Here is a 15666-nt window from a genome sequence, read left to right on the forward strand (position 1 = left end):
GCGGATTATCCTCGGATCGCCCAGAAGGCCAGGTTCAAACCCGGGAATTGCCCGGCGATGTGGAAGGCAAAGCCGCCGGAGTTATTCAGTTGTTGCCAGTGCTCGCTGCCACGGTCCAGCTCGTAATAGGTACTGCCTGCGTGGTACGGAATCTGGCGTGGCGCCACCGGCAGCGGCAGCAGGCCGATGCCCGGCAGTTGCAGGTTGACCATGTCGCGGATGTGCTCCACCGAGCCGACTTTGCTCTGCTGGCCGAAACGCGCGCGCAAGGTTTCGCCGGGCACATCGGCGCGCACCACGAGGATGAAGCTGGCGCTGTCGAGCAGGGTTTTGTCGGCGAGCATCGCCACGTGGATGCCGTAGGCTTTTTCCACAATCGGGATCGGTGTGGCTTTGCTGTCGATCAGCATCGACAGCGCCTCACGCAACGCTGCCATCACCGGAGTGAAGCTCAGGGCCAGGTCGTCGTGCTGGTATTGCGGGTATTCCTGGGGGCGACGGCCCGACGTCGAGAAGGTGGAAAACTCACCGGCCAGGCTCACCAGTTCGCTGAAAAAACGCTCCGGGTGCAGCGGGCTCAACTGGCTGAAATGCTGGAGCAGCGGCTGCGCGCGGTTGACCAGTTGCAGCAGCATGAAGTCGGCAATCTCTGACGCGCCACCGGCGCCCGAGGCGACCACGCGGCCGGCCAGGGCTTCGCCGCGCTGGTGCAGCAGGCCCAGCAATTCGCTGCGAAAGGCCGTCAGCGGTTTGCTTGCGGCCACGTCCAGCACGGGCGGGATGTAGGTGTCATCCAGCACCAGCGCGCGGTCGGCGCGTTTTTCCTTGATGCGCACCAGGCCGATGGCGGCGTAGTCGCTGATGCCATCCTGCGCAGTCAGCAGGCGCAACGCACGGGAACCCACGGCCACGGGCGCGCGGTTTTCGAACGGGGCGTTGTCATCTCGCACTTCGCGCACCTGGCTGACGTAACGCGCAGCGCCGAGGTCTTCGCCGTCATCGACGGTGTCGCGCGCGCCTGCACGCTTGAGCGGCAAGGCCAGGTACACCAGGCCATCGCGCAGGTTGTCGTCGATATTCAAAGGGCTCGGCGCCAGGTCATCCTGGGGAATATTGAACGGCGTGCCATCCGGCAACAGGCCACGTGCCGACACAATCGCCAGCTTGCCCTGGGCCAGCAGGCCCTGGTCGATGAGCAATTCGGAGAAACCCCAGGCACCGGCGGACAACGGGCGGCTGCGGGCGTCAATCAGGTTTTCCAGGTAACGGTCATGCTGCTGGAAGTGCTGCGTTCCGATGAACATGCCTTCCGACCAGACCACGCGATTGTTCCAGGACATGGGAGCTCCGTTTGCTTCTTATTGGGCAGGGCTGGATGGGGGAACCACGACGTCGGCGCGTACGGCACGCACATCGAGGCTGATCTGGTATTCGGTGTATTGGCGTGCCGGGACGGTAAGCACCGTGCGCCATTGCGCGCGGTCCAACTCGCGATAACCCACCAGCAGGCCGATCTGCCGCGTGGACGGGTCGAGGTTGCGCTGGATACTCAGTTGCTGGCCGGGTTGCACCATCACTTCGTCCTGGTCCAGCAGATCGAGGCCGAGCGTGGATTGCGCGCGATCAGCCAGCGCGAAGTAATCGGAGCGGCTGAAGGTGGCGGCGTTTTTCAGTTCAAAAATGCGTACGCGAACCGGCGCGGCCTGGCCGTTGGCGCCGGGGTTGAGCCCGGCAATGGCGTGAAAATGCAGTTCGATGGCGGCGGTGTCCGCTTCGGCTTCAGTGGCCGCCTCGGGCTTGGCGGCATCCTTGGCACACGCCGTCAGCAGCAGCGCCGTGGCGGCTGCGAGTAAAAACCTGGGAATCATCCTGCGTCCTCAATGACGTACTTAGCTATCCGTTTTATCCATTACTGCGTTGCGGTTTAGCGACGCTGTCGTGCGCTGTGTTCTTCGTAGGCTCGGCTGAATTCGCGACCGAACAGGTCCTGGAAATCTTCCTGGGCTTCGCGCGAAATATTGCTGTAAAGCTCGGTGAACTGCTGCCAGTACTGGGCCTGGCGCGAGCCGTTGAAAATGCTCGACAACCCGCCGGGCTTGCCCATGCGCTCTTCGAGTTGCGCCGGTTCAAAGCGCGCGAGCAAGTGCTTGATGGCTGCTTCTACACCGGCCATCACCGCCAGTTGATGGGCGCGCAGGTCGTCGAAACTGTCGCGCACAGCGATATCCGGCGCCATGAACGCTTGGTTTCCATGCCGAAGCAGCAGCAGTAAGGCTTCGTCGGCGTTGGGCGCGAACTTCAACGGATTGTTTTCGGCGGGCCGGATCATCGTCTGCTGCATACGGAACTCGCCCTTGAGGCTGGCGCGGGCGCGCAATACGTCGATCAGGCCTTCGACCATCAACCGGTAGCTGCGCCCGATGCTCTCCATCTGCGCGCAGGCGTCAGCCTTGTCCAGGCGCAGCTGGTCGAGGCCGGCGCCGCGCAGGAAGGCTTGCAACAGGTCGGGCTGTTGGCTGTCAGCCACGGGGAGCGCGGGCTCGACCACGGGCGGCGACTGGATGACTGGCGGCGCGGGTGGCGACTGGATGACCGACGGCGCGGGAGGCGGTGCAACGGGCGTCGGGGTACTGGCCACAGGCGTGGGTGTGTCGCCAAACACGTCCCAGTCTTCGGGAATCACCGAACCTGACACCGCCGGCTTCTCCACCACCGGCACGGCAACGGGGGTCGGCGGGCGAAAGTCGTGTTGCTCGGACGGCACGTGGTCCGCCACGGTCGGTGGTGGCACGGCGGTGGGCGTGAGGAAATCGAACAGGTCAGGTAGCGTGTCCATCGACGAAGCGCCATGAAACTGCGGCGCGATCACCGGCGTCGGCGCGGGCGCGTTCACCACCGCGCCCATCAACGCCTCGAAGCTGTTCGGCGAATCGCCGGCAAACGGCTGGCTATCGATGGTTTGCACGTTGAAGTCGATACGCGCCTGGATTTCGTAGTCGCCGATGCGGATCAATTCACCGTCTTGCAACGGTTCGCTGCTCCCTCGGCGCATACGAATACCGGCGTTAACCAATTCAACGCCGTTGGTGCTGTTATCGGTTAAATAATAACGGCCATCTTTGTATTGAATAACGCAGTGTTGCGAGGAGACAAGGCGCTCTGGATCAGGCAATACCCAGTCATTATCAGAACTGCGGCCAATAGCCATCACGCCCTGATTCATGGACTTTTCAGGGCATTGCCCAGGGGTGATCTTGTGATAACTAGTGATAGTCAAACACAGCGACATCTTGCCTCCTTGCTGATACATCGCGCGCGGTCTATCCAAGGGTCTACCTGAAGGAGCCAGACTTCCCGAGAGATACCGCCAGTCGCGTTAACGACCGTAAAAATATGCTTTTACCAGCATGATCGCTGATCTTAACTGGCCTCTATGACAAAAATCCTGTCCCGGTGCGCCGTTCGACCCGCCAGTCGCGCAGGGTGTTAAGCACCGCACATCTGTCACAGAGGGCGAATAGCTTACCTTGACAAGGCGTAACTACTACACCAAAAATGCACAACTTCTTGAACATCAGTGATGGCACCGTAGTGGCACTCTGACTGTATGACCAAGAAAACATGCACAGTTCATCGCGCAACTAATGCATGCATTGCCCGGCATCTAACGGGCTGATAGGGAGATCGAATCAAGTGGATGTGCCGTTGCTGCTCGCCGCCGTTTCCGCGACTTCGCCCTGTGGCGAAGACATGGAATATGACGCGCAATTTCTCCAACTGGAGCGTGACGCCAAGGGCCAACCCGAGCGCAGCATGGGCGACTCTATCCTGCCCGCTGAGCCACCGGAATGGCGCAGCATCCAGCAGCAAAGCCTCGACTTGTTGCAGCGCAGCAAAGACCTGCGCATCACCCACTTTCTGTTGCAAAGCTCCCTCGCCCTTCAGGGTGTGGCCGGACTGGCCGAAGTCCTCACGTTGATCAATGCGCTGCTGCGCGAGTACTGGGCCGACCTGCACCCGCGCCTGGATGCCGACGACGATAACGACCCCACCGTACGCATCAATGCCTTATCCGGCCTGACCAGCGACGCAACCATTCGTCTGCTGCGCGAAAGCATCCTCACGCGCTCGCGCACGTTCGGGCCGGTGAGCCTGCGTGCCGCGCTGAACGCCAGCGGCCTGATGAGCTTCCCCGATGAACAGCTCGGTGCCCAGCAACTCAACGCGGCATTTCTGGACAGCGATCCCGAACAACTGCAAGCCACGCGCGATGCCTTGAGCGCCGCGCGCGCCGCCTGCGAAGCCATCGAACAACAGGTCAGCGACCAGGTCGGTTCGGCCCAGGGCGTGGACCTCAGCCTGTTGAAGCAACCGCTCAAGCAGGCGCTGCAAGTCCTCAACCAATTCGTACCGAACAGCGATACCAGCAGCGAACCCGAGGCCGTCAGTGACGACAATGCCCCCTCGGTCGATTTCGCCGCTGCCCCCGCCGCACCGCGCCCCACTGGCGACATCGCCAGCCGCGATGACGTGCTGCGCAGCCTCGACAAGATCCTTGCGTACTACACCCGTCACGAGCCTTCGAGCCCGCTGCCGGTGCTGTTGAACCGGGCGAAGAATCTGGTGCACGCCGACTTCGCGGCCATCGTGCGCAATCTGATTCCCGACGGCATGTCCCAATTTGAAAACCTGCGCGGCCCGGACGGCGAGTAAGCCGCCCGGCTGTGCAGTAACAACACCGTCGCTCAAGCGACCAGGAGCAGCAACGTGGCGAAGCAAAGTTCTCAGAAATTCATCGCGCGCAACCGTGCGCCTCGAGTGCAGATCGAGTACGACGTCGAGCTTTACGGCGCCGAGAAAAAGGTCCAGCTGCCCTTCGTGATGGGTGTGATGGCCGACCTCGCCGGCAAGCCTGCCGAACCGCTCGCACCCGTGGCCGACCGCAAGTTCCTTGAAGTGGACGTCGACAACTTCGACTCGCGCCTCAAGGCCATGCAGCCACGCGTAGCGTTCCACGTACCGAACGAGCTGACCGGCGAAGGCAACCTGAGCCTGGACATCACTTTCGAAAGCATGGACGACTTCAGCCCGGCCGCCGTGGCCCGCAAGGTCGATTCGCTCAAGCAACTGCTCGAAGCCCGCACCCAGCTGGCCAACCTGCTGACCTACATGGACGGCAAGACTGGCGCTGAAGAAATCATCATGAAGGCGATCAAGGACCCGGCACTGCTTCAGGCACTTGCCAGCGCGCCTAAGCCTGCAGGGGACCAGTAATCATGACTGACAATACCGCCCGCGAAGGCTCCCAGATCCTGGGTGCCACCGAAGAAGCCAGCGAGTTCGCCAACCTGCTGCTGCAAGAATTCAAACCCAAGACCGAGCGTGCCCGCGAAGCCGTGGAAACCGCTGTGCGCACCCTGGCCGAACAGGCTTTGGCACAGACGGACCTGGTGTCCAACGACGCGATCAAGTCGATTGAGTCGATCATCGCCGCCATCGACGCCAAGCTCACCGCTCAGGTCAACCAGATCATCCATCACCCGGATTTCCAACAACTGGAAAGCGCCTGGCGTGGCCTGCACTACCTGGTCAACAACACCGAGAGCGACGAGCAACTGAAGATTCGCGTGCTCAACATCTCCAAGCCGGACCTGCACAAGACCCTGAAGAAATTCAAGGGCACCGCGTGGGACCAGAGCCCGATCTTCAAGAAGATGTACGAAGAAGAATACGGCCAGTTTGGCGGCGAACCGTACGGCTGCCTGGTCGGCGACTACTACTTCGACCAGTCGCCACCCGACGTGGAACTGCTGGGCGAGCTGTCGAAAGTCTGCGCCGCTATGCACGCCCCGTTCATCGCTGCGGCGTCGCCGACCGTGATGGGCATGGGCTCGTGGCAGGAACTGTCGAACCCGCGCGACCTGACCAAAATCTTCACCACGCCGGAATACGCCGGCTGGCGCTCGCTGCGTGAATCGGAAGATTCGCGCTACATCGGCCTGACCATGCCGCGCTTCCTGGCGCGCCTGCCCTATGGCGCCAAGACCGATCCGGTGGAAGCCTTCGCCTTCGAAGAAAACACCGACGGCGCCGACAGCTCCAAGTACACCTGGGCCAACGCCGCCTACGCGATGGCGGTGAACATCAACCGCTCGTTCAAACACTACGGCTGGTGCTCGCGCATCCGTGGCGTAGAGTCCGGCGGTGAAGTGGAAAACCTGCCAGCCCACACGTTCCCGACCGATGACGGTGGCGTGGACATGAAGTGCCCGACCGAAATCGCCATCAGCGACCGCCGTGAAGCGGAACTGGCGAAGAACGGTTTCATGCCGCTGCTGCACAAGAAAAACACCGACTTTGCCGCCTTCATCGGTGCCCAGTCGTTGCAGAAACCGGCTGAATACGACGACCCGGATGCCACCGCCAACGCCAACCTGGCCGCGCGTCTGCCGTACCTGTTCGCCACCTGCCGTTTCGCGCACTACTTGAAGTGCATCGTGCGCGACAAGATCGGTTCCTTCAAAGAGAAGGACGAGATGCAGCGCTGGTTGCAGGACTGGATCCTCAACTACGTCGACGGCGACCCGGCGCACTCCACCGAAACCACCAAGGCCCAGCACCCATTGGCTGCCGCCGAAGTGATCGTGGAAGACGTCGAAGGCAACCCGGGTTACTACAACTCCAAGTTCTACCTGCGCCCGCACTATCAGCTTGAAGGGCTGACCGTGTCGTTGCGTCTGGTATCGAAGCTGCCTTCGGCGAAAAGCGCGTAACCACGAATGAGCCGGCTCTTCTGTGGGAGCCGGGCTTGCCCGCGATGCAGGCGACACGGTCTGCCAGTCAGACCGCGTTGATGCAATCGCAGGCAAGCCAGCTCCCCCAGAAAGCACTGCCCATTGGGCCTAAACAAATATCGTGGCTGAGTCCACACAGGGAGAAAACATGGCTGTTGATATTTTCATCAAGATCGGCGACATCAAGGGCGAGTCCATGGACAAGGCCCACAAGGACGAAATCGACGTGCTGAACTGGAGCTGGGGCATGGCTCAGTCCGGCAACATGCACGTTGGCGGTGGCGGCGGTGCGGGCAAGGTGAATATCCAGGACCTGTCGCTGACCAAGTACGTCGACAAGGCTTCGCCCAACCTGATGATGCACTGCGCCAGCGGCAAGCACATCGACAAGGTCAAGCTGACCGTGCGCAAGGCCGGTGGCGAAAGCCAGGTCGAGTACATGGTGATCAACCTGGAAGAAGTGCTGGTCACGTCCCTGAGCACCGGCGGCTCGGGCACCGATGATCGCCTGACCGAAAACGTCACCCTGAACTTCGCCCAAGTGATGGTCGACTACCAGCCGCAGAAAGCCGACGGCACCAAAGACGGCGGCGCGATCAAGTTTGGCTGGAACATCCGTTCCAACACCAAGCGCTGATAAACCCGGTGGCCGTGGCTCGCCGCCACGGCCCCAGGCATCGGCCCCTCGCAGAAACCGTCCCTCTCACAACCCGTCCGTGGAGCTGCTTTGGTGGTAACTGAAATCGCTTCCCGCGACCGTCTGCAACCGTCCCTGCTGGACCGGTTGACCGACGACGACCCAACCAATCCCAAGGAAAGCGCCGACAAACGCGTGCTCTCCCTGACCCAATTGAAAGCCTCGGTGCTGCGCGACCTGGCGTGGCTGCTCAACACCACGTCGTTGCTGGACGCCGATGCCACGCTGCACACCCCGGCCGGTACGTCGGTGGTCAATTACGGTTTGCCGGCACTGGCGGGCAACAGCGTTTCCAGTGTCGATATCAAAGCCCTGGAAGGCCTGATCTACCAGGCCATCGCCACCTTTGAACCGCGTATTCTGCGCCACACCCTGCGCGTCAAAGCCCGTGTCGGCCACGGCGAAATGAACCACAACGCGCTGAGCTTCGAGATTGAAGGCGACCTGTGGGCGCAGCCGGTGCCATTGCGCTTGCTGCTGCAAACCGACCTCGACCTGGAATCCGGCCATGTGCGCGTGGTGAATGCCGACCAGCGGAGGCGCCCATGAACCCGCGCCTGCTGGAGCTGTACAACCAGGAACTGCACCACGTGCGCGAAAGCGCCGCCGAGTTCGCCAAGGAATACCCGAAGATCGCCAGTCGGCTGACCCTGTCCGGTATGGACTGCGCCGACCCGTACGTCGAACGCCTGCTCGAAGGTTTTGCCTACCTCACCGCCCGCGTGCAACTCAAGCTCGACGCCGAGTACCCGACTTTCACCCACAACCTGCTGGAAATCGCCTACCCGCACTACCTGGCGCCGACGCCGTCGATGACCGTGGTGCAATTGCAGACCGACCCGGACGAAGGCTCGCTGGCCAGCGGTTTCCCGTTGCCGCGCGACACCGTGCTGCGTGCCGCGCTGGGCCGCGAAACCCAGACCTGCTGCGAGTACCGCACCGCGCACCCGGTGACGCTGTGGCCGTTGCAGGTCAGCGGCGCCGAATACTTCGGCAACCCTGCCGCCGTGCTCGGCCGCCTGGCCGCCAGCGAGCCGAAGGCCAAGGCCGGTTTGCGCCTGACCCTGCGCACCGGCGCCGAATTGCCGTTCAACAGCCTCGACCTCGACAACCTGCCGCTGTACCTCAGCGGCGCCGACGAGCAGCCGTTTCGCCTCTACGAACAACTGCTGGGCAACGCCTGCGCGGTGTTTGCGCGCAAACCCGGCGGTGATTGGGTCGAACGCCTGCCGCACGACGCGTTGCGTTCGCGCGGCTTTGACGACGCCGATGCGGCCATGCCGGTGGTGGCCCGCGCATTCCAGGGCTATCGCCTGTTGCAGGAGTACTTCGCCCTGCCCCACCGTTTCCTGTTCGTCGAATTTGCTGAACTGAGCCGCGCGGTCAAACGCTGCGACGGCCAGGAGCTGGAACTGATCGTGCTGTTCGACCGCCACGAGCCGAGCCTGGAAGGCAGTGTCGGCGCGGCGCAGTTCATGCCGTTCTGCACGCCGGCGATCAACCTGTTCCCCAAACGCGTGGACCGTATTCATTTGTCTGACCGCGTTAACGAACACCACGTGATTGCCGACCGCACGCGGCCAATGGATTTCGAGATTCACTCGCTGAGCGGCATCACCGGCCACGGCACCGGGCCGGAGCAGCCGTTCCTGCCGTTCTACGCGGTGCGCGACCCGTCACGCTATGGGCGCGATCAGGCTTACTACACGCTGCGCCGCGAGCCACGGGTGTTGTCCAGCGACCAGCGCCGCAACGGCCCGCGCTCTACCTACGTGGGCAGCGAAACCTTTGTCAGCCTGGTCGACAGCCAGCAAGCGCCCTACCGCCACGACCTGCGCCAACTCGGCGTGACCGCGCTGTGCACCAACCGCGATCTGCCGTTGTTCATGAGCGTGGGCAACGGCAAGACCGACTTTACTTTGGCCGACAGCGCGCCCGTGATGTCGGTGCGCTGCGTCGCCGGCCCGAGCCGCCCACGCGCCAGCCACGCGCATGACGCCAAGGCCTGGCGCCTGATCAGCCAGTTGTCGCTCAACTACCTGTCGCTGAGCGAACAGGGCCAGGGCGCCGGCGCTTTGCGTGAACTGCTGCGCCTGTATGGCGACAGCAACGACGCGGCGCTGCAACTGCAAATCGAAGGCCTGCGCGAAGTCAGCAGCAAAGCCGTGACCCGGCGCTTGCCGATGCCTGGCCCGATCGTGTTTGGCCGTGGGTTGGAAATCACCCTGGAATTCGATGAAAACGCGTTTCGCGGCACCGGCGTGTTTCTGCTCGGTGCGGTGCTGGAGCGCTTCCTGGCACGCTACGTGTCGATCAACAGTTTTACCGAGACGGTGATCCGTACCACCGAACGCGGCGAGATCATGCGATGGAAAGCCAAGCCTGGGCGGCGTCCGACCCTGTGAACACACTGGATGCGATGCATCAGGAGCCCTGGGAATACGATTTCTTCCAGGCGCTGCGGCGTATCGAGTGCGAATCGCCGCAGCTGCCGCGCCTGGGCCATTCCCTGCGCCTGGCGGATGACCCGTTGCGCCTAGGGCAACAGGCCGATTGCACCTTCGCCCCGGCCACTTTGGCCTCGGTCGATCCCGGTGGCGACGGCAAACCAGCGCGGCTTGAGCAGTTCTTCTTCGGCCTCGGCGGCCCCAACGGCCCGTTGCCGCTGCACATCACCGAGTACGTGCGCGAGCGCCAGCGCAACAACGCCGACAGCACCAGCAAGCAGTTTTTGGACGTGTTCCACCATCGCCTGCTCAGCCTGTTTTACCGGGCCTGGGCTGAGGCGCGGCCAACGGTCAGCCACGACCGCCCGGACGATGATTACTGGTCGGCACGCCTGGCGGCGCTGAGCGGCCGAGGAATGCCGAGCCTGCTGAATCAGGGGCTGATTCCCGACACGGCGAAGCTGCATTACAGCGGCCACCTGTCAGCGCAAACCCGCTACCCGGATGGGCTGAAGGCGATTCTGAGCGAGTATTTCGGCCTGCCGGTGGAGATCGAAGAATACGTCGGCCAATGGCTGGAATTGCCCGAGCGCAGCCGCGTCAGCGTCAGCGCCAACCAGTTGGGCGTGGATTTTTGCCTGGGCAGCCACGTGTGGGACCGCCAGCATAAATTCCGCATCCGCCTCGGCCCGCTCACGCTGGATGACTACATGGGCATGCTGCCCGGCAGCCAGCCGTTCAACGAGCTGGTGGCGTGGGTGGCCGAGTACCTGGGCCATGAACTGGACTGGGACCTGAACCTGATTTTGCAACAACCCGAAGTACCGGCGCTGCAGCTCAATGGCCAGTTCCGCCTGGGCTTCAACACCTGGCTCGGCCGACCCGAGCATGACGCCAACGACCTAATCCTGGCTCGGCATTACGCCGACCACGCCACCACCTCAAGGAATCCAGAGCATGGGTGAAATCAGTCGCGCCGCACTGTTCGGCAAACTCAACAGCGTGGCCTACAAGGCCATCGAAGCCGCCACTGTGTTCTGCAAACTGCGGGGCAACCCGTACGTGGAACTGGCCCACTGGTTTCACCAGTTGCTGCAACTGCAGGACTCGGACCTGCACCGTATCATTCGCCAGTTCAACGTCGAGCCCGCCCGCCTGGCCCGTGACCTGACCGAAGCACTGGACCGCCTGCCAAGGGGCTCGACGTCGATCACCGACCTGTCGTCTCACGTGGAAGAAGCGGTGGAACGCGGTTGGGTCTACGGCAGCCTGATGTTCGGCGAAAGCCAGGTGCGCACCGGTTACCTGGTGCTCGGCATTTTGAAGACCCCAAGTCTGCGCCACGCACTGCTGGGCTTGTCGTCCGAGTTCGACAAAATCAAAGCTGAAGCACTGAGCGAACGCTTCGACGAATACGTCGGCGACTCGCCCGAAAATGCATTGAGTGCCAGCGACGGCTTCAATGCCGGCGCTGTACCGGGCGAAGCCAGCGGTGCCATGGCACCGAGCGCGATGGGCAAGCAGGAGGCGCTCAAGCGCTTTACCGTGGACCTGACCGAACAAGCGCGTAGCGGCAAGCTCGACCCTATCGTCGGGCGTGATGAAGAGATCCGCCAACTGGTGGATATCCTCATGCGTCGGCGCCAGAACAACCCGATCCTCACTGGCGAGGCCGGTGTAGGCAAGACCGCCGTGGTCGAAGGCTTCGCCCTGCGCATCGTCGCCGGTGACGTGCCGCCCGCGCTCAAAGACGTGGAGCTGCGCAGCCTCGACGTGGGCCTGCTGCAAGCCGGCGCCAGCATGAAAGGCGAGTTCGAACAGCGCCTGCGCCAGGTCATCGAAGACGTCCAGGCCTCGCCCAAGCCGATCATCCTGTTCATCGACGAAGCCCACACGCTGGTGGGTGCCGGTGGCGCTGCCGGGACCGGTGACGCCGCCAACCTGCTCAAGCCCGCCCTCGCCCGCGGCACCTTGCGTACCGTGGCCGCCACGACCTGGGCCGAGTACAAAAAACACATCGAAAAAGACCCGGCCCTGACTCGCCGTTTCCAAGTGGTACAGGTGGCCGAGCCGTCGGAAGACAAGGCGCTGTTGATGATGCGCGGCGTGGCCTCGACCATGGAAAAACACCATCAGGTGCAGATCCTCGATGAAGCCCTGGAAGCTTCGGTGAAGCTGTCGCACCGCTACATTCCGGCGCGCCAGCTGCCGGATAAATCCGTGAGCCTGCTGGACACCGCCTGCGCTCGCGTCGCCATCAGCCTGCATGCCGTGCCGGCCGAAGTCGACGACAGCCGCCGTCGCATCGAAGCGCTGGAAACCGAGCTGCAAATCATCGCCCGCGAGCATGCCATCGGCATCGCCATCGGCGCACGCCAGAGCAACAGCGAAGCCTTGCTGAGCGCTGAACGTGAACGCCTCGCGACGTTGGAAAGCCGCTGGGCCGAAGAGAAAACCCTGGTCGATGAGCTGCTCGCCACCCGTGCAACCTTGCGCGAGAAAGCCGGTGTTGTTGACAGCGGCAACGATGAGTTGCGCGCACAGCTGGTGGACCTGCAACAACGCCTCACCGCCCTGCAAGGCGAAACCCCGCTGATCCTGCCGACCGTGGATTACCAGGCCGTGGCCTCGGTGGTCGCCGACTGGACCGGCATCCCGGTGGGCCGCATGGCGCGCAACGAACTGGAGACGGTGCTCAACCTCGACCAGCACCTGAAAAAACGCATCATCGGCCAGGACCACGCCCTGCAGATGATCGCCAAGCGCATCCAGACTTCCCGCGCCGGCCTCGACAACCCGAGCAAGCCAATTGGTGTGTTCATGCTGGCCGGCACCTCGGGTGTGGGCAAGACCGAGACCGCGCTGGCGCTGGCTGAAGCCATGTACGGCGGTGAGCAGAACGTCATCACCATCAACATGAGCGAGTTCCAGGAAGCCCACACCGTGTCGACCCTCAAGGGCGCGCCACCGGGCTATATCGGCTACGGCGAAGGCGGTGTGCTGACCGAAGCGGTGCGGCGCAAACCCTACAGTGTGGTGCTGCTGGACGAGGTGGAAAAAGCCCACCCGGACGTGCACGAGATCTTCTTCCAGGTGTTCGACAAGGGCGTGATGGAAGACGGCGAAGGTCGGGTGATCGACTTCAAGAACACCCTGATCCTGCTGACCACCAACGCCGGCACCGAGTTGATTTCTCAGGTGTGCAAAGACCCGGCGAATATTCCCGAGCCGGAAGAAATCGCCAAGGCGTTGCGCCAGCCATTGCTGGAAATTTTCCCGCCGGCGCTGCTCGGCCGTTTGGTGACGATTCCTTACTACCCGCTGAGCGACGAGATGCTCAAGGCTATTACCCGCCTGCAACTCAACCGCATCAAAAAGCGTGTGGAGACGACGCACAAAGTCGCCTTCGACTACGACGACGCGGTGGTCGATTTGATCGTCTCGCGCTGCACCGAAACCGAAAGTGGCGGGCGCATGATCGACACCCTCCTCACCAACAGCCTGCTGCCGGACATGAGCCGTGAGTTCCTCACGCGCATGCTCGAAGGCAAGGCACTGGCGGGTGTGCGTATCAGCACCCGGGATAATGAATTGCACTACGACTTCAGCGACGCCGATTGACCTGACGAGAGGCAGTCCAAATGTGGGAGGGGCTTGCCCCCGATGGCGGTGAATCAGTCACTGCATGCATCAACTGACACACTGCTATCGGGGGCAAGCCCCCTCCCACATTTAGAGCTGATTTCTTCAGTTACTAGGCAATTTACGGGTTAACCGATGTTATTCAACCAAGCCTCACGCCTGGCCAAAGTCACCAGCCCTCTCGGGCCGGATGTGCTGCTGCTCAATGAAATGGGCGGCGGCGAAGAGCTGGGGCGGCTGTTCAACTATGAGCTGCAACTGACCTCGCTGGACGCCAACATCGACCTCAATCAGTTGCTGGGCAAGCCGATGAGCGTCGGCCTGCAACTGGCGGACGGTGGCGAGCGGCACTTCCACGGCATCGTCGCACGGTGCAGTCAGAACATCGACCAAGGCCAGTTCGCCAGTTATCAGGTGACGCTGCGCCCGTGGTTCTGGTTGCTCAGCCGCACCTCGGACTGCCGGATTTTCCAGAACCTGAGCATCCCGCAGATCATCAAGCAGGTGTTTCGCGACTTGGGTTTTTCCGACTTCGAAGACGCCCTGAGCCGGCCGTACCGCGAGTGGGAATACTGCGTGCAGTACCGCGAGACCAGCTTCGATTTCGTCAGCCGCTTGATGGAACAGGAAGGCATTTACTACTTCTTCCGGCATGAACCGGACCGCCATGTGCTGGTGCTGGCCGACGCCTATGGCGCCCACACCACGGTGCCGGGCTACGCGTCGATTCCGTATTACCCCAAGGACGAGCAGCAGCGCGAACGCGACCACATGCACAACTGGCACCTGGCGCACGAAGTGCAACCGGGCTCGCTGGAGCTCAATGACTATGACTTCCAGCGCCCCAGCGCCAGCATCGACGTGCGCTCGGCGATGCCGCGCCCGCACACTGCCGGCGACTATCCGCTGTACGACTACCCCGGCACCTATGTGCAAAGCGAAGACGGCGAGCACTATGCGCGCACTCGCATCGAAGCCTTGCAAACCCTGCATGAACAGATCGAGTTCAGCGGCAACGCGCGTGGCCTCGGCTCAGGCCACCTGTTCAGCCTGACCGGCTTCAGCCGCCAGGACCAGAACCGCGAATACCTGATCGTCGGCTGTCGCTATTACATCGTTCAGGAAAGCCTGGAAAGCGGCGGCGGCTCGGGTTCGGCGCAATTCGAAAGCAGCCTGACGTGCATCGACGCCCAGCAAAGCTTCCGCCCGCTGGCAAACACCCACAGACCCATCGTCAAAGGCCCGCAAACCGCGTTGGTGGTTGGCCCCAAAGGCGAAGAAATCTGGACCGACCAATACGGCCGCGTGAAGGTGCACTTCTACTGGGACCGCCACGACCAATCCAACGAAAACAGCTCGTGCTGGATTCGTGTCTCGCAATCCTGGGCCGGTAAAAACTGGGGCTCGATGCAGATCCCGCGCATCGGCCAGGAAGTGATCGTGAGCTTTCTGGAAGGAGACCCGGACCGGCCGATCATCACCGGCCGGGTGTACAACGCCGAGCAGACGGTGCCTTACGACCTGCCGGAAAACGCCACACAGAGCGGCATGAAAAGCCGTTCGAGCAAGGGCGGCACGCCGGCCAACTTCAATGAAATCCGCATGGAGGACAAGAAGGGTCTGGAGCAGTTGTACATCCATGCCGAGCGCAATCAGGACATCGTGGTGGAGGTGGATGAAAGCCACTCGGTGGGGCATGACCGCAACAAGAGCATCGGGCATAACGAGACGGTGACCATCGGGAATAACCGTACGCGCATCGTCAAGCAGCAGGACGTCCTCTTGGTCGGTCAGAGGAAGACCGACAGCATCAGCCAGAGCTACATCATCGAAGTGGGTGAAAACCTGCGCCTGGTCTGCGGCAAAAGCATCCTGGAGCTGAACGCCAGTGGGCAGATCAACCTCACCGGCGTGAATATCAGCTTTTATGCCAGCGGCGATGCCGAGTTCAACACCGGCGGCGTACTGCATCTGAACAACGACCACGGCCCCGGCGCCACGCCCGATGGCCAGGGCATCAAAAAAAGCATCGACGCCAATATTGAAGCCGTCTTCCCCGCGCCTAAAAGCTCCTGACGAGACCCGT

The 15666-nt window shown here is 62.3% G+C and carries 12 protein-coding genes; 9 read left to right on the forward strand and 3 right to left on the reverse strand.

Annotated elements, in window-relative coordinates:
- Positions 1-5: 5 nt before the first annotated feature.
- The 3 genes from tssK to tagH are packed head-to-tail and all read right to left on the reverse strand — an operon-like array spanning position 6 to position 3289.
- Entirely contained in the window at positions 6-1340 is a 1335-nt protein-coding gene (gene tssK, locus AACU78_RS09020; protein WP_106575880.1) for a type VI secretion system baseplate subunit TssK, read from the reverse strand.
- 18 nt (positions 1341-1358) lie between these two features.
- On the reverse strand, positions 1359-1868 hold the full coding sequence (tssJ, locus tag AACU78_RS09025; protein ID WP_106575881.1) for a type VI secretion system lipoprotein TssJ: 510 nt from the start codon (positions 1866-1868) through the stop codon (positions 1359-1361).
- Between the two features lie 56 nt (positions 1869-1924).
- A complete protein-coding gene (tagH, locus tag AACU78_RS09030; protein ID WP_106575882.1) occupies positions 1925-3289 on the reverse strand; it encodes a type VI secretion system-associated FHA domain protein TagH in 1365 nt (454 codons plus the stop codon).
- 404 nt (positions 3290-3693) lie between these two features.
- Between tagH and tssA the strand changes: the two genes are divergently transcribed.
- The 9 genes from tssA (at position 3694) to AACU78_RS09075 (ending at position 15656) form a co-directional block, all read left to right on the forward strand.
- Positions 3694-4713, forward strand: coding sequence for a type VI secretion system protein TssA (gene tssA / locus AACU78_RS09035; RefSeq protein WP_106575883.1), 1020 nt, complete (start codon positions 3694-3696; stop codon positions 4711-4713).
- Positions 4714-4767: 54 nt separating this feature from the next.
- Positions 4768-5274, forward strand: coding sequence for a type VI secretion system contractile sheath small subunit (tssB, locus tag AACU78_RS09040; RefSeq protein ID WP_017135823.1), 507 nt, complete (start codon positions 4768-4770; stop codon positions 5272-5274).
- 2 nt (positions 5275-5276) lie between these two features.
- A complete protein-coding gene (gene tssC / locus AACU78_RS09045) occupies positions 5277-6773 on the forward strand; it encodes a type VI secretion system contractile sheath large subunit (protein ID WP_106575884.1) in 1497 nt (498 codons plus the stop codon).
- A gap of 169 nt (positions 6774-6942) precedes the next feature.
- Positions 6943-7431, forward strand: a complete 489-nt coding sequence (locus AACU78_RS09050; protein ID WP_005792512.1) for an Hcp family type VI secretion system effector — start codon at positions 6943-6945, stop codon at positions 7429-7431.
- A gap of 93 nt (positions 7432-7524) precedes the next feature.
- Entirely contained in the window at positions 7525-8040 is a 516-nt protein-coding gene (gene tssE / locus AACU78_RS09055) for a type VI secretion system baseplate subunit TssE (RefSeq protein WP_106576075.1), read from the forward strand.
- The gene (gene tssF, locus AACU78_RS09060) at positions 8037-9896 is read left to right on the forward strand and encodes a type VI secretion system baseplate subunit TssF (RefSeq protein ID WP_106575885.1); all 1860 of its coding nucleotides are present in this window, start codon (positions 8037-8039) and stop codon (positions 9894-9896) included. The genes tssE and tssF overlap by 4 nt, the downstream gene beginning before the upstream one ends.
- Positions 9860-10903 carry a type VI secretion system baseplate subunit TssG gene (gene tssG, locus AACU78_RS09065; RefSeq protein ID WP_106575886.1) on the forward strand — a complete coding sequence of 348 codons (1044 nt, stop codon included), beginning with the start codon at positions 9860-9862 and terminating at the stop codon, positions 10901-10903. The genes tssF and tssG overlap by 37 nt, the downstream gene beginning before the upstream one ends.
- Positions 10896-13559 carry a type VI secretion system ATPase TssH gene (tssH, locus tag AACU78_RS09070; protein ID WP_106575887.1) on the forward strand — a complete coding sequence of 888 codons (2664 nt, stop codon included), beginning with the start codon at positions 10896-10898 and terminating at the stop codon, positions 13557-13559. The genes tssG and tssH overlap by 8 nt, the downstream gene beginning before the upstream one ends.
- Positions 13560-13715: 156 nt before the next feature.
- The gene (locus AACU78_RS09075) at positions 13716-15656 is read left to right on the forward strand and encodes a type VI secretion system Vgr family protein (RefSeq protein WP_106575888.1); all 1941 of its coding nucleotides are present in this window, start codon (positions 13716-13718) and stop codon (positions 15654-15656) included.
- Positions 15657-15666: the final 10 nt, after the last annotated feature.

It is taken from the genome of Pseudomonas sp. R9.37, assembly GCF_963878885.1.
Taxonomy (GTDB): domain Bacteria; phylum Pseudomonadota; class Gammaproteobacteria; order Pseudomonadales; family Pseudomonadaceae; genus Aquipseudomonas.

Coding starts and splice junctions, on each gene's coding strand:
- AACU78_RS09075 (WP_106575888.1), top strand. CDS start 13,716: ATGTTATTCAACCAAGCCTCACGCCTGGCCAAAGTCACCAGCCCTCTC.
- tssG (WP_106575886.1), top strand. CDS start 9,860: ATGGAAAGCCAAGCCTGGGCGGCGTCCGACCCTGTGAACACACTGGAT.
- tssH (WP_106575887.1), top strand. CDS start 10,896: ATGGGTGAAATCAGTCGCGCCGCACTGTTCGGCAAACTCAACAGCGTG.
- tssF (WP_106575885.1), top strand. CDS start 8,037: ATGAACCCGCGCCTGCTGGAGCTGTACAACCAGGAACTGCACCACGTG.
- tssC (WP_106575884.1), top strand. CDS start 5,277: ATGACTGACAATACCGCCCGCGAAGGCTCCCAGATCCTGGGTGCCACC.
- tssK (WP_106575880.1), bottom strand. CDS start 1,340: ATGTCCTGGAACAATCGCGTGGTCTGGTCGGAAGGCATGTTCATCGGA.
- tssJ (WP_106575881.1), bottom strand. CDS start 1,868: ATGATTCCCAGGTTTTTACTCGCAGCCGCCACGGCGCTGCTGCTGACG.
- AACU78_RS09050 (WP_005792512.1), top strand. CDS start 6,943: ATGGCTGTTGATATTTTCATCAAGATCGGCGACATCAAGGGCGAGTCC.
- tagH (WP_106575882.1), bottom strand. CDS start 3,289: ATGTCGCTGTGTTTGACTATCACTAGTTATCACAAGATCACCCCTGGG.